At 53.0% G+C, this 16,406-nt stretch carries 16 protein-coding genes; 13 read left to right on the top strand and 3 right to left on the bottom strand.

All coding sequences use genetic code 11. The annotated features are described in order from the left end of the window. Positions 1–38: 38 nt before the first annotated feature. Positions 39–794 (bottom strand): MBL fold metallo-hydrolase, encoded by a 756-nt coding sequence (locus tag GS630_RS20915; RefSeq protein WP_171621203.1) that lies wholly within the window; start codon positions 792–794, stop codon positions 39–41. Between the two features lie 41 nt (positions 795–835). Here GS630_RS20915 and GS630_RS20920 point away from each other — a divergent pair, with 41 nt between their 5' ends. The 3 genes from GS630_RS20920 to GS630_RS20930 all read left to right on the top strand — a co-directional run bounded on the left by GS630_RS20920 (position 836) and on the right by GS630_RS20930 (position 3,942). After that, positions 836–1,954 (top strand): pyridoxal phosphate-dependent aminotransferase, encoded by a 1,119-nt coding sequence (locus GS630_RS20920; protein ID WP_171181823.1) that lies wholly within the window; start codon positions 836–838, stop codon positions 1,952–1,954. Positions 1,955–2,142: 188 nt separating this feature from the next. Then, positions 2,143–2,616 carry a DUF427 domain-containing protein gene (locus GS630_RS20925; protein ID WP_171621202.1) on the top strand — a complete coding sequence of 158 codons (474 nt, stop codon included), beginning with the start codon at positions 2,143–2,145 and terminating at the stop codon, positions 2,614–2,616. A 6-nt stretch (positions 2,617–2,622) separates the two neighbouring features. After that, positions 2,623–3,942 carry an AarF/ABC1/UbiB kinase family protein gene (locus tag GS630_RS20930; RefSeq protein WP_171621201.1) on the top strand — a complete coding sequence of 440 codons (1,320 nt, stop codon included), beginning with the start codon at positions 2,623–2,625 and terminating at the stop codon, positions 3,940–3,942. Positions 3,943–4,116: 174 nt separating this feature from the next. On the opposite strand, the gene GS630_RS20935 is transcribed toward GS630_RS20930, so the two are convergent. Continuing rightward, on the bottom strand, positions 4,117–4,596 hold the full coding sequence (locus GS630_RS20935) for a thiol-disulfide oxidoreductase DCC family protein (protein ID WP_371810083.1): 480 nt from the start codon (positions 4,594–4,596) through the stop codon (positions 4,117–4,119). A gap of 534 nt (positions 4,597–5,130) precedes the next feature. On the opposite strand from GS630_RS20935, the gene GS630_RS20940 reads away from it, so the two are divergent. The 7 genes from GS630_RS20940 (at position 5,131) to GS630_RS20970 (ending at position 13,733) form a co-directional block, all read left to right on the top strand. Then, entirely contained in the window at positions 5,131–6,642 is a 1,512-nt protein-coding gene (locus GS630_RS20940) for an FAD-binding domain-containing protein (RefSeq protein ID WP_371809119.1), read from the top strand. A 5-nt stretch (positions 6,643–6,647) separates the two neighbouring features. Continuing rightward, positions 6,648–6,779: a DUF2256 domain-containing protein gene (locus tag GS630_RS20945; protein ID WP_371811588.1), complete on the top strand. Its 132-nt coding sequence runs from the start codon at positions 6,648–6,650 to the stop codon at positions 6,777–6,779. Further along, complete coding sequence (locus GS630_RS20950) at positions 6,776–8,020, top strand: FAD-binding domain-containing protein (protein ID WP_171621199.1); 1,245 nt, start codon at positions 6,776–6,778, stop codon at positions 8,018–8,020. The genes GS630_RS20945 and GS630_RS20950 overlap by 4 nt, the downstream gene beginning before the upstream one ends. Before the next feature lie 3 nt (positions 8,021–8,023). Further along, positions 8,024–9,517, top strand: a complete 1,494-nt coding sequence (locus GS630_RS20955; protein ID WP_171621198.1) for a cryptochrome/photolyase family protein — start codon at positions 8,024–8,026, stop codon at positions 9,515–9,517. A gap of 306 nt (positions 9,518–9,823) precedes the next feature. Next, positions 9,824–10,084, top strand: coding sequence for a YdeI/OmpD-associated family protein (locus tag GS630_RS22690; protein WP_171712224.1), 261 nt, complete (start codon positions 9,824–9,826; stop codon positions 10,082–10,084). 597 nt (positions 10,085–10,681) lie between these two features. Beyond that, on the top strand, positions 10,682–12,571 hold the full coding sequence (locus tag GS630_RS20965; RefSeq protein ID WP_171621197.1) for an SLC13 family permease: 1,890 nt from the start codon (positions 10,682–10,684) through the stop codon (positions 12,569–12,571). Between the two features lie 256 nt (positions 12,572–12,827). Further along, complete coding sequence (locus GS630_RS20970) at positions 12,828–13,733, top strand: haloalkane dehalogenase (protein WP_171621196.1); 906 nt, start codon at positions 12,828–12,830, stop codon at positions 13,731–13,733. Positions 13,734–13,931: 198 nt separating this feature from the next. On the opposite strand, the gene GS630_RS20975 is transcribed toward GS630_RS20970, so the two are convergent. Continuing rightward, positions 13,932–14,519 (bottom strand): substrate binding domain-containing protein, encoded by a 588-nt coding sequence (locus tag GS630_RS20975; protein WP_245223324.1) that lies wholly within the window; start codon positions 14,517–14,519, stop codon positions 13,932–13,934. A 302-nt stretch (positions 14,520–14,821) separates the two neighbouring features. On the opposite strand from GS630_RS20975, the gene GS630_RS20980 reads away from it, so the two are divergent. The 3 genes from GS630_RS20980 (at position 14,822) to GS630_RS20990 (ending at position 16,357) form a co-directional block, all read left to right on the top strand. Continuing rightward, positions 14,822–15,325 carry an aggregation factor core gene (locus tag GS630_RS20980; protein WP_171181954.1) on the top strand — a complete coding sequence of 168 codons (504 nt, stop codon included), beginning with the start codon at positions 14,822–14,824 and terminating at the stop codon, positions 15,323–15,325. A 13-nt stretch (positions 15,326–15,338) separates the two neighbouring features. Continuing rightward, positions 15,339–15,791 carry a TspO/MBR family protein gene (locus GS630_RS20985; RefSeq protein ID WP_171181952.1) on the top strand — a complete coding sequence of 151 codons (453 nt, stop codon included), beginning with the start codon at positions 15,339–15,341 and terminating at the stop codon, positions 15,789–15,791. 65 nt (positions 15,792–15,856) lie between these two features. After that, on the top strand, positions 15,857–16,357 hold the full coding sequence (locus GS630_RS20990) for a CIA30 family protein (RefSeq protein WP_253286413.1): 501 nt from the start codon (positions 15,857–15,859) through the stop codon (positions 16,355–16,357). Positions 16,358–16,406: the final 49 nt, after the last annotated feature.

The following is a 16,406-nucleotide window of genomic DNA, read 5'->3' on the forward strand; positions in this document are numbered from 1 at the left end:
CGACATCACTTTTTGGGAAAATGGTCCACAGCTTGGGATCAACGGTAGACTTCTGGAGCTTTCTTCAGAACGGGCCACTGCTTTGGACAATGCCCGTAAATTACAAAGGCATCTCGCTCGGATGCCAGACGCATCAACCTGTCTGCGCTGGCAATCGCTGAATCCTCGTCCCAAGACCCGGCAAACTTCTCGTCGATTTCTGTTGGTCGGGAAATCGCATCACTGGTTAGTAAAACCGTCCCTGACGGAAGATCGACCATTACCGCGATCTGGCCAGGCGCATGACCGGGTGCCATCAAAACGAAGATACCTGGCGCAATCTCTACGTCGTCATCAACAACCAGGTAATCCTGATCGGGCCATTCCAAAGGCCGCATATCGCCCCAGTACAACGGGCGGGGTAAGGCTCGCTCCGCAGCAGAGATAAGAATTGGACTGCTTGGAAAGTCGCCCAAAGCGCCGATGTGGTCGATGTGGGTGTGCGTACAAATCTGTAGTGTAATGTCTGACGGAGTAAGCCCGAGTTTTGCCAGTTGTGCGCTTGGCAGGTTGTCTGGTTCACAATTCAAGACCTCGCCGAACTCGTACAATCGATCTTCTTTGACTGCGGCGTCGGTATCGGTCGCGTATTTTTCGGGAAATCCAGTGTCGATGAGTATAGCTTCTCCCAAATCTGTCCGAACGAGAAACCCGCAGATCCCTATGATACGGCCAGTGGAATGGACCTTGAACAGACCGTAGTCCAAAACTGCTAGGTCAATCGGTCGCCCTTTGACAAATCCCTTTGCTTGCACAGACTCTCTCCCGGATTAACTAAAAGGATTTTGAGTAGAGCATGAAAGTCAAGATACACACACTTTTTCAATACCTACTGGATACCACAGAAGCGGATCCAGATGCCTTCATTGGGTTTTCCTTGTCCGCGTCGCCGCTTTTGGGTGAGTTCATGGATGCGCTGGATCCAGCGCTGCCGTTGGATTGGAACCAAAAGAGCTTTCGGGGTCTGCCTGCTTTACGACGACATGTCTTGGACCGCGCTGGCTTGTCTGATGTTTGCAAGCCAGACGACGTCCTGATCACCGCTGGCGCAGCAGAAGCCAATTATCTTGCATTCATGCAATTGGTCCAACCGGGCGACGAAGTCGTAACGGAACGCCCGGGCTGGCCACAAGCGGGCGTATTGGCAGAGGCAGTTGGCGCGACGCTAAAAGTTGTCGACCGAGAAGAAAGCTCTGGTTGGGTATTGCCGCTAGACGAAGTTGAGTCCGCAGTAACAGCGCGCACGCGGCTCATCTTTATAACCAACCCCAATAACCCCACCGGGCAGTTGATGACACAAGCAGAGCTGGAAAGGCTTGTCCAAATTGCAGATCGCGTCGGCGCTTGGCTGGTTGTTGACGAGGTTTACGCGGGATTGGAGTGGGACGGGTCTCGCGCCCCTTCGATCGCCGGTTTGTATCCTAGGGGTATCACGACGGGCAGCGTTTCCAAGGCATTGGGTCTTCAAGGGCTGCGCACCGGCTGGATGATATGCCGTGATCCTGATCTGATTTGGGACGCTATTGTTCTGCGGGAAAACTCTAGCGAGATTATGAATATTCTCGGCGAAGTTATTGCCGAAATTGCCCTGCGGCCTGACCGATACAATCAGGCTATAAAAACTGCGCGGGCAGCAGGGATTGAGACACTGGAAAGCCTTGATCGGTATGTTGCCGATCAGCCCCGCCTGAATTGGGTCAAACCTCAGGCTGGATTGATTGGATTGGCACGGCTCGACGGGATTGATGGCGATGTTTTTGCCAAACGCTTGCTCGCCGATCCCTATCGGACATTTCTTTTGCCGGGCTCGTCTTACGGGATGCAAAACCACATCCGACTGGGTGTGGGGGGAGGGGCTGCTGCCAACCTTGACCTTGGCCTAGAGCGCATGGGCGAACTGTTGGCGAACTGGTAGACATAAGACACACATTTCGGTTTCTCGGTCTGCAACGCCGGTCAAAAAATGCCGTCCGCTCAAAGCTGATACTAAGCTCAATTGTGGTGCAAGTTCACCCGCCATGTGCTGACAGCTTTTCTGCTAGAATAGCGTTGGTCGCGCGCTAGTTCGAAGATGGAACAACCGATTCATAACCAAGGTTCGAAATGACAGGTTGGACAACTGAAAACGTCCAAGACTATCCGCGACCACCTGCGCTACGGGCTGTACCCCATCGGGTGCGGATCGAACTCGGCGGTCAAACCATCGTGGAGACCGATCAGGCGTTTCAGGTTCTCGAAACCCATCACGCCCCTACGTATTATATCCCGCCGCAAGACATTGATGCCGTTCTGACAAAGACCTCGGGTAAATCGTACTGCGAGTGGAAGGGTGTTGCGAGCTACTGGGACGTTCAGAGCGGGGCGGCCGCGGCAAAGAAAGCTGCGTGGAGTTATGCTGCACCAACCACCAGATTTGAACAGATTAAGGGCTATCTCGCCTTTTACGCCGGACTTATGGACGCTTGTTTTGTTGGTGAGTACCGGGTGATCCCGCAACCCGGGGACTTCTATGGAGGCTGGGTCACCGAAAACTTGAAGGGTCGCATCAAAGGTGCTCCGGGAACGGAATTTTGGTGAGTATTGATGACCGACCCTAAAACCTCGCCTTCCCCTTTGGCTGTTCCTACAAGCCGTTTGGTCCGTGTTGCCGGTTTGAGCGGCATGACGGCAGGCATTGCGGGGAACGTGGCAGTCCGCGCGCTAAGAGAGATCGGTCGCGGTGCGCGACCCGATATGCGTGGTTTGCTGATGACACCCGGCAACGTGACACGCGTTGCGGATCAGCTTGCGCGTATGCGTGGGGCCGCGATGAAGGTGGGTCAGTTGATTTCGATGGATGCAGGTGAGGTCTTGCCGTCTGAACTGGCTGACATCATGGCGCGACTGCGAGATCAGGCGCATTTCATGCCGCCGAAACAATTGCGTGACGTCCTGAACCGAGCCTGGGGTCCAGATTGGCGAAAATCCTTCCAAGCCTTCGATGTAAGGCCCATAGCGGCAGCGAGTATCGGGCAAGTACATCGTGCGACATTGAAAGACGGGCGCGATGTGGCGATCAAAGTGCAGTATCCGGGAATAGCTCGTAGTATCGACAGCGATGTGGCCAATGTCGCGACTCTGGTTCGCATGTCAGGTTTGCTTCCCAAGAGCTTTGATCTGGATCCGTATATCCAAGAGGCGCGAAGTCAACTGCATGAAGAAACCGATTATGAACGCGAGGGACAGCACCTGCGCCACTTTGCTGACCTCTTGCAGAATGATGAAGCGTTTGAAATCCCGGAGTTCTATCCAGATTGGAGCACGCCAGAAGTTCTAACGATGTCCTTTCTGGAAGGTCGCCCTATCGAAGCCGTGGGTGATGCGACCAGCGAGGACCGCAATCGAGTCTCAGAAGCCTTGGTCCAGCTCACGCTGCGCGAGGTTTTCGAGTTCGGGATCATGCAAAGCGATCCGAATTTTGCCAACTACCGATACAACCCATCCAATGGAAAAATCAGTCTCTTGGATTTTGGCGCGGCACGCGCACTGCAACCATCTGCAATAGATGGATATGTGGATCTGTTGCGCGCCGGTTTGCTTGAAGACGGTGCGGCGCTTCGTAAGGCTGCCATACAACTGAAGCTTATTGAAGGTGATGGCCCATTTGACGACCGAATCCTTGGAATGATCCGCAGCGTTTTTGACGCAATCCTATCCGCGAATGAATTTGATTTTTCTGATCGAACGCTCTCCAACCACCTGAACAAAGAAAGTATGGCCCTGGCCGCGGCCGGGTATATCCCGCCCCAGCTGCCAATGGACATTCTTTACCTTCAGCGAAAGATTGGGGGTATGTTCTTATTAGCCACGCGATTAAACGCCTCGCTTCCCGTGAAGACGCTTCTTGAAAAGTACGTCATCTGAACGACCACAATTTACTCCAAACCAGCAAGCCGAACAATTACAAACCAGTGTCACCGATATGCGCGACCAACCCAAAACAATGCGCAAGTGCGATGCGAATGTTGCCAGGCTCGGGTTCGAGAACCCCTTTGACGAACCAAACCCGGCTTTAGAAATGACCATCGTGTAAGTTGATCACGTCGACGAACCCGTCCTGTTAACCGGCTCCGCTCCGACCCGATACGCGATCCTCGAAAACGTCGGCCTTAGGGGCAGGAAAATCCGGTATGCAAGCTCTAGCAGAGGCGTTACCCCCGGAATGCTTGCCACACGTGCTAGCCAACGCCATTTGGGTAAAGTGCCCCAGAGTTCCGTGAACCCGCGCGCACCGGATACAAGTTCTCCATCTGGTCGACGCACAGTGAATCGATCCATTGCTTCTTGCCGCGTTAGATTTGCATCAATAAGAGCATTGGATTTTGAAACGTCAACGAACCGCACACGTTCAGCGCCCTCGCAAGAAGCATAGTGCCTGATCTCAACGGAGCAAAGTGGGCAAGATCCGTCGTAGTACACCGTAGTAAGAGATTGACCGGCATCATCAGATGTGAGCGCAACCTCATCATTATCCGAATTGTACATTTTGTTTGGCCTTGTCTCTTGGGTTTCGCCCATACGTTCGCAAGAGCTAGCGCAAAAACCGAAGAAACGAGGGGTCACCAGCTGCACTCAGGTGCGTTATGAAGCCGCAACTAAGGATGCTGTCAGCCAAACTTAACGCTTTGGACGCGCAAACAAGATGGTTCTGTTTGAATATTGCTTTCTCTCGTTTGCAGTGATCTGGGGGTGAATGGTTTGGGGTGCACTGCCAAGAATGCCGACGCTGCTTTGCAGCGTAAAGTTCGTCGGGGTGGTCTCTTTAACGTGTGCTCAGAAATCAGACGTTCGAACAAAGTAGAGTTTGGCTAACCCGTTTCTTTGCTTGGTGTTTTAGAGCTCGGAGCCGTCACTATTCGATTTCACGTTTGCCTAGGTCCCGTACTCCTGGCCAAGCTCTCATCAGTGAGTTCGCGGCAACTTCCGACCTTCAAGTGCCTAAGGCCAATTGCGTCTGTGCAAATGCCACGTCAACAGCGAAATGCGGAGGAGATTGGAACAAAGATCCATTGTTTGCGGCCATGCGTACAATATTTGAAAAACGGAGGTATCGTGCAGGTCGTTTGGTTCAAACGGGATTTACGGGTAATTGATCACCCGGCACTGGCGCAAGCGTCCGAGGTCGGAACAGTTCTGCCACTCTATGTGGTTGAGCCTGAGCTTTGGCAGCAACCCGACGCGTCAACACGGCATTGGAACTTTGTTGCTGAGACAATCGCGGGACTGCGAAAAGACCTTGGGGAACTTGGCCAGCCTCTTGTTGTGCGCACCGGGCAAATTGTGTCGGTCCTATCCGAGTTGAAGGATCGTGGTCTAGTCGACGTACTTTGGTCACACGAGGAAACAGGAAATAACTGGACGTATCAGCGGGACCGTCAGGTCGCGGCATGGTGCAGGGATCATGGTGTGCAGTGGCACGAAGTGCAGAACCACGGCGTTTTTCGCAGGCTCAAGTCTCGCGACGGCTGGGCGGAAGGTTGGGACAAGTTTATGGCATTGCCCGTTTCGTCACCAGTTGCGCTAGAGCCTATCGACATAGAACCGGGGTATATTCCCACGGCGCGCGATCTCGGCTTGCGGGATGATCTGTGCGTTGGTCGTCAGGTCGGGGGACGAGCTGCGGGTTTGGAACGGCTGAACAGTTTTCTGACCCGCCGTGGCAAAAGATACCAACGCCAAATGTCCAGCCCCTTGGCGGGGGCCGTCGCGTGTTCGCGGCTGTCGCCCCACTTGGCTTGGGGCGCGCTTTCGATGCGCGAGGTATCGCAAGCGACTGAAAGGCAAAGACGCAGATTGCCGCCGCAAGCAAAGGACTGGCGCAAATCGCTTCGCTCGTTCTCGGGCCGATTGCATTGGCATTGCCATTTCATTCAGAAACTCGAGGATGAGCCTCGAATTGAGTTTGAAAATCTGCATCGGCTCTACGACGGGCTTCGACCAAAAGCGCCAGATGGCGCGCTTTTGGCTGCTTGGTCCAAAGGCGAAACGGGATATCCGTTTTTGGACGCATGCATGCGGTCGTTGCAAGCAACGGGGTGGCTCAATTTTCGGATGCGCGCAATGGTGATGGCGACTGCGAGCTATCATCTTTGGCTGGATTGGAGAGCCCCTGGTCAGCATTTGGCGCGCATGTTTACCGACTATGAGCCGGGCATTCACTGGAACCAGGTGCAAATGCAATCAGGCACCACCGGCATCAATACCGTGCGCATCTATAATCCAGTTAAGCAGGGATATGATCAGGATCCAGAAGGGGTGTTCATTCGGACATGGGTGCCGGAACTGGCCGATATTTCGGATCGGCACATCCACGAACCCTGGAAAGCCCCGGACGGGAAACACGTCATCGGAGCGCATTATCCAGAGCGTATTTTTGACCATCTCGCAGCAGCCAAAGCCGCGCGCGAGCGGGTGTGGGGCGTCCGCCGGAGTGCGGTGTTTCGCTCGGAAGCGCGCGACATCGCGACAAAACACGCGAGCCGAAAGACCAGACGGACTGCGCGCAAAGATGCGCGGTCGTCTCAAGATCAAGAGCAACTCGGCCTGCCTTTGGGGGACAAATGATGAGGATGCGGAAGAAAGCCGATTTGCCCCAGAAAATCTGCCCGGTCTGCCAGCGCCCTTTCACCTGGCGCAAGAAATGGGAAAACGTTTGGGATCAAGTGAAATACTGCTCGAAGAAATGCAGGTCGGCCGCATGACCGAGATTTTTCCCGAACTTGCAGAAGCGAAAGAGACGTTCAGTTTCAAGCCCACACGAACCCATGGCCTTAAAAGGTTGAAGCAGTTCGTGGGACGCGCCGGTCGCCATTATGCGGGTAAGCGGAACTACGATTTTGGGACCGATCAGCGCAGCAATGTATCGGGTTTGTCACCTTGGCTGCGCCACCGTTTGATAACGGAACAAGAGCTACTGGCAACTGTACTAGCGTCCCGTAATTCCGACGCGGCGGAGAAGTTCGTACAAGAAGTGTTCTGGCGCACATACTTCAAGGGCTGGCTGGAACAGCGGCCCAGCGTCTGGGCACAGTATCAGCGGGATCTGTTGAACGCTTGTGAGAGGCTGGCAAATGATGCGGGTCTGGACAACCGTTTCAACGATGCAGTGAATGGCAATACCGGCATCGACTGTTTCGATCATTGGGCACGGGAACTGGTGACGACCGGCTACCTTCATAACCATGCGCGAATGTGGTTTGCATCCATCTGGATTTTTACACTCCGCATACCCTGGCAGCTTGGCGCGGATTTCTTTTTGCGGCATTTGCTGGATGGCGATCCCGCGTCGAACACGCTGAGTTGGCGATGGGTTGGCGGATTGCACACGAAAGGCAAAACCTACCTCGCGCGTCCGGACAATATTGCCAAATACACCGACGGACAGTTTCAACCAAAAGGCCTCGCCAAATTCGCGGAACCTCTGACCGAGACAGCAGAACACCCGTTCATTCCGCTTCTGATGCCGCAAAAGCCCCCAGAGGGCCCTTACCTTATGCTTTTGACCGAGGATGATCTGACAGGTGAATGCGTAATGCCGGCATCGCCTGCTGCCGCGATTGGACTTTTGGCGACGCATGGCCGGTCTCCGAACCCGATTGCAGGCGCCGTAACGGATTTTGCCGAAGGCGCGATGAACAGCGCCCTGGAACCTCACGGAAAGCGCCTGCAATCCGCCGAGGATTGGAGTGGTCGGTTGATCGAGGCAGCACGGAATGCCGGTGTCAAAACCATTGCGACAGCCTATGCGCCTGTCGGTCCCACTCGGTCACGATTGGATCGTGCGGAACCCCTATTGAGGGACGCTGGTCTGTCTTTGAACCGGATAATACGACCTTACGACGCTGTGACATGGACTCATGCAAAGGCCGGATTCTTTGGTCTTCGAAAGAAGATCCCGTCGATTCTGGGCCAATTGAACCTGGCCAGCCAATTAAGGCCATAGCCCGTGTCCACTGCCGCTCTTCTGCTTCCCAATCAATTGTTTGCGCAACACCCGGGTCTGGTCGCCCGCCCAGACACTGTTGTTCTTTTTGAAGACCCGCTGTTTTTTGGCGATGCGTGTTATCCGGCCAAGATGCACAAGCAAAAGCTGTGGTTGCACCGTGCCTCTATGGCGCGCTATCGCGATAGCTTGGTCGCCAGAGGATTTGATGCAGCGATTTGGCCCTTTGAGCGGCAATCGGGAGCATGCCTGCGCCTGTTTCAAAGTCTGCGTGACCGCAGTGTCAGCAGAATAGTCATGGCTGATCCGGTAGACTTCATTGCAGAAAAACGCTTACGGGCAGCGGCTGGCAAAACCAATATCACGCTCGATATCCTGCCATCGCCCGGCTTTTTGAACACTCAAGCCGACAATCTGGATTGGTCTGCCAGTCGCAAACGCTGGTTCATGGCAGAGTTCTACAAAAGTCAACGCCGCCGCTTGAATGTTTTGATGGACGGCGATCAACCAACTGGCGGACAATGGAGCTTTGACGAGGAAAACCGCAAAAAAGTGCCCAAGGCGCTGTTGGGCAGCCTGCCTTGGATCGATTGGCCCGCCCATGACGCCGTTGATGAAGCCGCAAAAGCAAGTGTTCTTGCTGAGTTTCCAGATGCACTGGGCAGCTTGGATAGGTTGTATTATCCGACATCGCACAAAGCTGCGTCCGATTGGCTGGCACAGTTTCTGGAACGGCGGTTCAATCACTTTGGCGACTATGAAGATGCCATTGTTGAGGGCGAAAACTGGCTGTGGCATGCCGTTCTCACACCTGCTTTGAACATTGGGTTGCTGACACCAAGACAAGTTTTGGATGCTGCCTTGGCGCATGCGGATCGCAAGGGCATTCCCCTGAATTCGGTAGAAGGTTTTATCCGCCAGATCATTGGCTGGCGTGAGTTTATGCGCGCGACCTATGAAAGCCTGGGTGTGCCGATGCGTACGACAAATCATTGGGGTCATCACCGCGCCATACCCCGCGCATTCTACGACGGAACCACTGGCATTGATCCGCTAGACGACACAATCAAAAGGGTGCTTGAGACAGGGTATTGCCACCATATTGAACGTCTCATGGTTCTGGGCGGTTTCATGTTTCTGTGCGAGATTGATCCGGACGATGTCTATCGCTGGTTTATGGAAATGTTCGTCGACAGCTATGATTGGGTTATGGTTCCCAATGCCTACGCGATGAGCCAGCATGCCGATGGCGGGTTGATCACCACCAAACCGTACTTTTCGGGTTCAAACTATGTTCGCAAAATGAGCCATTGGGGCAAGGGGCCCTGGGCCGATATATGGGACGGTCTATATTGGCGCTTTATCCTGAAACACAGCGATATACTGGCTGGCAATCCCCGCTGGGCGATGATGTGCCGTACGGCTGAGCGCATGTCGCCAGAGGTCAAAACCAAGCATGTATCGACGGCTGAAGCCTTTCTGGGACGGATGGAATGAGCATGAACTCTATAGTGGCGCATGACGGATATTGAGGTCGCATCCAGTGATCAGCTTTGAGACTGGCTAAGCACGCATTTTGCCCAGCGTGAGAGCGTCCGACTGATCACGTGGAAGGCCGCACATCCACAGAAATATGTCAGTCGGGACGAGGTACTGGATGCGCTTATTGCGCATGGTTGGATTGATGGAAGACGATTTACAGTCGACAAAGACCGGACGGCGCAACTTATCAGCCCGCGAAAACAACAAGCGTGGTCTAAAAGTTACAAGGACAGAGCAGAGCGCCTCAGGCAAAACGGCTTAATGCACCCCGCAGGAGAGGCTTCTATACAAGCCAGTAAAGCGTTCGGGCTTTGGAATTTTTTTGACGACGTCGATGCCCTGATCGTTCCAGATGATTTATCAGTTGAATTGGACCTAGATAAATGGGAGCAATTGCCCCCGTCTTACCGACGCAACGTCCTGCGGTGGATTAAGGTCGCAAAGAACCCAACAACGCGCCAAAGGCGGATCAATAAGACGGTCGCAACCACGCACGCTGGTGAAAGAATGCAGCAAATGTAGCGCCGTCAGGTCTGTTCTGGGTTCCCAATCGGAGCTTGAGCTTTCGTATCGAAACGGAGCAATGCAGCCAAAATTATGGTTTAGATCAGCCGCCTCGGAAGTCGCCGTTTGCTTACGCAATGTACTTTCGTATTTGCAGAACCACAGTCCAAGTTCGAAGCCTACTCACCTGGAGGCTTGGCGGAGATGTCAATCATAGAAGTGGACGTTGGTCGCGATGATGCGTTCGTCGGCTTGCGTCATGTTTTCTGAGTCTTGGCAGCGTTTGTTCTAGCACCCGTTTTCGTGGCGGCTTTCACAAAGCCTACCCGATTTAGCAAGAAAATTGATTGAAAATGAATGATGACGACACGGCAAATTTATGTGTTTACAATCGAGCAATAGTGAAAGTTCATTTCGCATTGCGACGTCTAAGAGAGGCTTATGAGTTTGTCATCAGCGTCTCTTTTGGTTGGCGAAATCCAGGTTTCACCAGATACCACGTCCGAAAAAACGAGCTGCGTGAGCCGGCCTGATGGATTTTGGCCTTATCTGCTGCGCGGAGCTGGTCCTTCGTATTCACTGCTAGTCAGGTAATTTCAGGTTGGAGGGTACGACATGGAATTACCAACACTGACCTACGAAATGATAGCCGTACTGAGTCTATTGTCTTTTACGGTCTTTCTTTTTGTTACCGAGATTATACGGATCGATGTTGCAGCAATTCTTGTAATGGTACTGCTTGGCGCACTGAGCTATCTGCCGGGGCTAGGTAATCTAGCCGATATCTCCAAGCTCTTTGAAGGTTTTTCCTCGAACGCCGTGATGTCCATCATCGCAGTAATGGTAATTGGGGCTGGGCTTGATAAGACTGGACTGATGTCAAAGGTCGCGGCCTTGATCCTCAAGAATGGTGGCACGACTGAGGCTCGGATAATTCCCATAATATCAACAACGGTTGGTTTCATAAGCTCCTTCATGCAGAACGTTGGAGCTGCTGCGCTTTTTCTGCCTGTTGTTAGCCGCATCTCGGCACGTACGGAAATCCCGATGAGTAGGTTGCTGATGCCCATGGGGTTTTGCGCAATACTGGGTGGTACGATCACCTTAGTCGGGTCGTCGCCTCTTATCCTGTTGAATGACCTGATTGTATCGGCAAATTCATCCCTTCCGGCTGACCAACAAATGGAGACATTTGGGTTGTTTTCAGTCACGCCTATCGGTTTGATGCTGGTGCTGACGGGGGTGCTTTACTTTGTGCTTTTTGGTCGTTGGGTCCTTCCAGCGCAGCGGGAGCGTGGAGAAGACGCAAGCTCGGCTCGGTCCATGCAGACCTATGTCGAAAACACCTACGGGCTTAGGGCCGATATGTTCGAAATACGTGTCCCTGAAGGCTCGATCATCATCGGGCAAACGCTTGCGGATTTAATGGTCGCCCATAACATGTACATTCTTGGCACATCCTATCGCGGCCACAAGGTCATCGCGCCGATGGCTGATACCAAGATCGAAGCGCCAGCGCGGCTTGCAGTACTTGGCCTGCGCCGGGTGGTTGCGCAACAGTTCGCTGAGCCTTACGGCTTAGAGATACTTCCCCAACTAGATGTCTTTGCGGATGATTTCGCCGCGACCCAATCGGGCGTGGCTGAGGTTGTTATCCCGCCCGGTTCATCGGTTATTGGCCAAACTCCGATTGATCTGCGCCTGCGTCAGACACACGGTTTGTCTTTGTTAGCCATTCAGCGTGGTGAAGAAACACTGAGCCACGTTGAAACCGAAGATCATGCTGCAACGCATATCGGGCAAGTCCCTTTGCAGTCCGGTGATACGTGTGTGGTTCACGTGCAGTGGGACCGCCTGACACGGTTGAAGTCGGACAGGGATTTTGTCGTTGTAACTTCGGATTTTCCCCAGGAAGAGCTACGGCCACACAAGGTCGGATGGGCGCTCGCCTTCTTCCTAATAGCGTTAAGCTTAATTCTGTTCTCTGATCTGCGCTTGTCATTGTGCCTGTTGATCGGCGCTATTGGGATGGTATTGAGCCGGGTGCTCTCGATTGACGAAGCCTACGAGTCGATTAGTTGGAGTACAGTTTTTCTACTCGCTTCGCTGATCCCGTTGGGCCAGGCAGTTCAAAACACCGGCACAGCGGATTGGATTGCAGCGCATGTGTTGGCCCTCCTTCAAGGGTGGCCGATATGGTCGCTGCAAGCAGGAATCGCCGTTTTGGCAACGGCGTTTACGCTGGTCATGTCCAACGTAGGTGCAACTGTTCTGCTGGTGCCGCTAGCAGTTTCTATTGCCGTATCGGCGGGTGGTAACCCGGCTGTATTTGCTCTCACCGTGGCAATTTCAACGTCCAACTCGTTTTTGATCCCAACACACCAAGTGAACGCGTTGATCATGGGTCCAGCAGGCTACCGGGTGGTCGATTTCGTTCGCTCAGGTGGAATCATGACCCTCCTTTTCTTGGTTGTCTCAATGACCGGGCTTGCCCTTTTCTTCTGAGCCGCCTCTCGGCGGTCCGAACAGATCTGCTCTGCTTCAACTCAGGCGAACTCATAAATGAGGTTTTTGAGACCAAACTTTAGTGTTGGAGCAGAAGATACGAGACCTTCGCAATGAGTACGTTTGCTGCGATGGAGCGAAGAAAAGCGTCGAACTCATACAATCATGAAGTCGATATACGCGGGAACTGGACCGATTTTGTTTTATCGATCATTGTTACTTTGCCAAGACCGTCGACATTCTTGGAGAGTTCACTATGAAGTTCCTTCGTACACCGGACCATCGGTTTGACGGGTTGCCAGATTTCACATTTGGCCCACACTATCTTGATGTGGATGATACCGAAGACGGTCGTCTCCGAATGCACTATTTGGACGAGGGGCCGACACAGGCACCGCCAGTATTGTTGATGCATGGAGAGCCAACCTGGTGCTTCTTGTATCGGCGCATGATTCCGTTATTCAAAGATGCGGGCCATCGAGTTCTGGCTCCTGATTTGATTGGGTTTGGACGGTCGGACAAGCCAACTGAGCGATCCGATTACACCTACCAACGCCACGTAGACTGGATGTCCGAGTGGTTGCGGAAAGTTGACCTGACGGGCATCACATTGGTTTGCCAGGACTGGGGCGGCCTCATAGGCTTGCGGTTGGTTGCGCGTATGCCCGAGCGGTTCTCACGTGTGGTTGTGGCGAACACGGCCTTGCCCACTGGTGACACACCCTTGGGCGAGGCATTTCTTTCATGGCGGGAATACTCACAATCTGTGCCTGAATTTAATTCGGGCCGGATCGTATTCGGCGGCACAACATCCAAGATTTCCGACGAAGAGGTTGCAGCCTACAACGCACCGTTCCCGGATTCACGCTATTTGGCAGGCGCTCGGCAGTTTCCAATGTTGGTGCCCGACAAACCCGACAACCCAGCTTCTGAAGCCAACCGAGCCGCATGGGAAACCCTCAAGACTCTGAACACTCCGTTTCTGACTGTTTTTGGAGAAGACGATAGGGTCATGGCAGGAGTAGACAAAATGTTCCAAAAGTCGATCCCTGGGGCATCTGGTCAAAATCATATCGTTGTGCCTAAAGCGGGGCATTTCATTCAAGAAGATGCTGGCACAGAGCTAGCACACGCGACCTTGAGATTCATTGAGCAAACCTAGCGGCTATCAGTTGCTGCAATCCGTCGGAATGGTCGCCTTTGAAAGATGTTCGACTTTGCAACAGTTCCCGTCCAAAAAGGCTGCTGCTGATGGTTCTTCTGAACCACGCCTTAGAGGTTCCTCTTCGAATAATTTGATAGGACAGGCTTGAACGGCGCAGCCAATCGCAGAAGCGATTTTATGTCTTCCCTTGCGGCCTCAACTCACACCAAATTTGCGGCGCATATGCTCAGCTAAGGCCGTTACGCGACGTGGTTGGGCTCGGCTAGGCGGGAACATCATTTGCAAAGGTTTCGGCGGCGGGAGGAAGTCGCGCAAGACAGAAACAAGTCTGCCAGATCGAACATCGTCGCCGACATCCAGCTCCGACTTCAATACGACCCCATGGCCTGCAATCGCCCAATCGCGGATGAGTGAACCATCATTGACTATTCGATTTCCTTTTACTGATACGCGCTGGGCATTTGGTCCTGATCCAAACTCCCAAACGTTGTCGATCATGTCGCCAAACCTCATGACCAAGCAGTTGTAGTTTAATAGATCTTCTGGTTTTTCAGGCGTTCCAAATGAGGTTAGGTAACTAGGGGATGCACATACGAACCGTTGGTAGCTTCCTAGATTTCGCAATCTGAACGAGCTGTCTGTGATGTTGCCGAAGCGAACGGCGAGGTCAAAACCCTGGCCTACAAGGTCGACGTAGCCGTCTGAGAGGGACAGTTCGATTGAGATGGCAGGGTTCTCTTGGGTGAATTCGGCAATAACCTTGGAAACAATGCTCCGTCCCAAGTCAATCGGCGCGCTTATTCTGCATTGCCATCGAATCTGGCCCGATGGTCTCGAGTACGCAGGGATCGATATCATTCGCCTGGATGCTGAAGGAAAGGTTGTCGAGCACTGGGATGTTCTTCAGGAAGTTCCAGCAAACAGTGAGAATGACAATGGCATGTTTTGACGTAATCCTTAGGACAGCGGTGCATGGAACTTCGAAAGGTCTTGTCGGCTGAACCACGAAAGCTTAAGGGCATAAGTCTGATCCAAGAAACCCGTCGAAGCGTATCTATCAAGAACCTTTAAGCAAGGAGATAAATATGCTCCCGAAGAGTATTCTTGCGGCGACCTTTGGATTATTTGCAGCCACTTCGCTTCAGGCTGGTGTACAAATTCGCTTTATAGAAGGCGCACCCAAAGACCGTTTTGTTCTGACAAACGTCGGAGCTTGCGAAGTAGAAGCCTCGACCGTCAAAATTGACTTGTCGCAATCTGCCGGACGTTTGATTTTCGACGTTACCGAAAAGGGTGCGGGTGTAGAGGTCTTCCAACCGCTTGAATTCGTTGAGGGTGCGGATGCCTTGCGACAAATTCCAGCGGTCGTGGACGGGCAAGATGCAATTGAACTTGAGATCGCCTCCCTCGCAGCCGGGGACAAACTCTCCTTTACCATTGATGTCGATGACACTATCGGGCAACGCGAAATCACCGTAACAGGGTCAGAGATCGAAGGCGCCACGGTGTCATTTACCGATGAGGGTGAGACCAGTACTGCGATCTTCTCTTCCGAAGCATTTGTTAAAGTGACGACCAAGGACTGCTGAAAGCTATCCTACAATGTCGAACTGGTTGATCCGCATAGCATTCCTTGCGCTTGTGGTGGGCGGCGGCATCCTGATTGGGACACTGACTGCACCTGACGAATGGTACGCGCAGCTTTCTAAACCGGCTTTCAATCCACCAAATTGGATATTTGGCCTGGTCTGGACTGTGCTTTATGTATTGATTGCCATGGTCGGTTGGCGTCAGTTCGAAACAGACCGAAGCTCGACCGCAATGAATCTTTGGTGGGCGCAGATGGGTCTTAACTTTTTGTGGTCTCCAACCTTTTTCGTTCTGCAGCTGCCGTGGTTTGCCCTTGTGGTTATTGTTGCGTTGTTGGCTGTCATCGCCACGTTCATTGCTCGGGTCAGGCACTCTGATCGTGTCTCCGCGCTGGCCTTCCTGCCGTACTTCGCATGGGTTGCATTTGCCACGGCGCTGAACCTTTCAATTGCGCTACTGAACTGAGAAGGAACAATATGCGAGCCAACTTCATTGGACTTGTTTCAGGTCTTGTTATCATCGGATGCACAATGGCTCAGGCTGATGGAAAACTGACTGAAGACTTCTCCAAGTCTCCGGAGACGCGTTGGGACTACGTTGCCGACACGGTGATGGGAGGAGTTTCTTCAGGGCACGTGCAGTTTCGTTCGGAAGGTGATGTTGCATTCGCACGGTTGACCGGAACCGTGAGTACAGAAAATAACGGGGGCTTCATCCAGTTCCGACGCAAGTTGTCTGATCGACCGGATGATGGTGTATCAGGTGTCAGGTTATTGGTGCGGGGGAACGGCGAACATTACTTTGTTCACCTCAGAACGCGTGGCACAGTGCTACCGTGGCAATACTATCAGGCCGAGTTCGCAACTTCTGACGATTGGACCGAAGTTTATTTACCTCTGTCAGGTTTCAAGGCTTCAGGTGCCATGTTGCGTGCTACTCCCATTGCTGACGAAATCACTTCAGTTGGAGTTGTAGCCTACGGGCACGATCACGAGGCCCGCGTAGATGTCAGCGAGATTGGTTTCTACTGAAGGTCAGGTTCCTAGTTTCACCTCGGATGCCAGCCATTGTGAAACTTGA

It is taken from the genome of Ruegeria sp. HKCCD7303 (assembly GCF_013111185.1).
Taxonomy (GTDB): domain Bacteria; phylum Pseudomonadota; class Alphaproteobacteria; order Rhodobacterales; family Rhodobacteraceae; genus Ruegeria.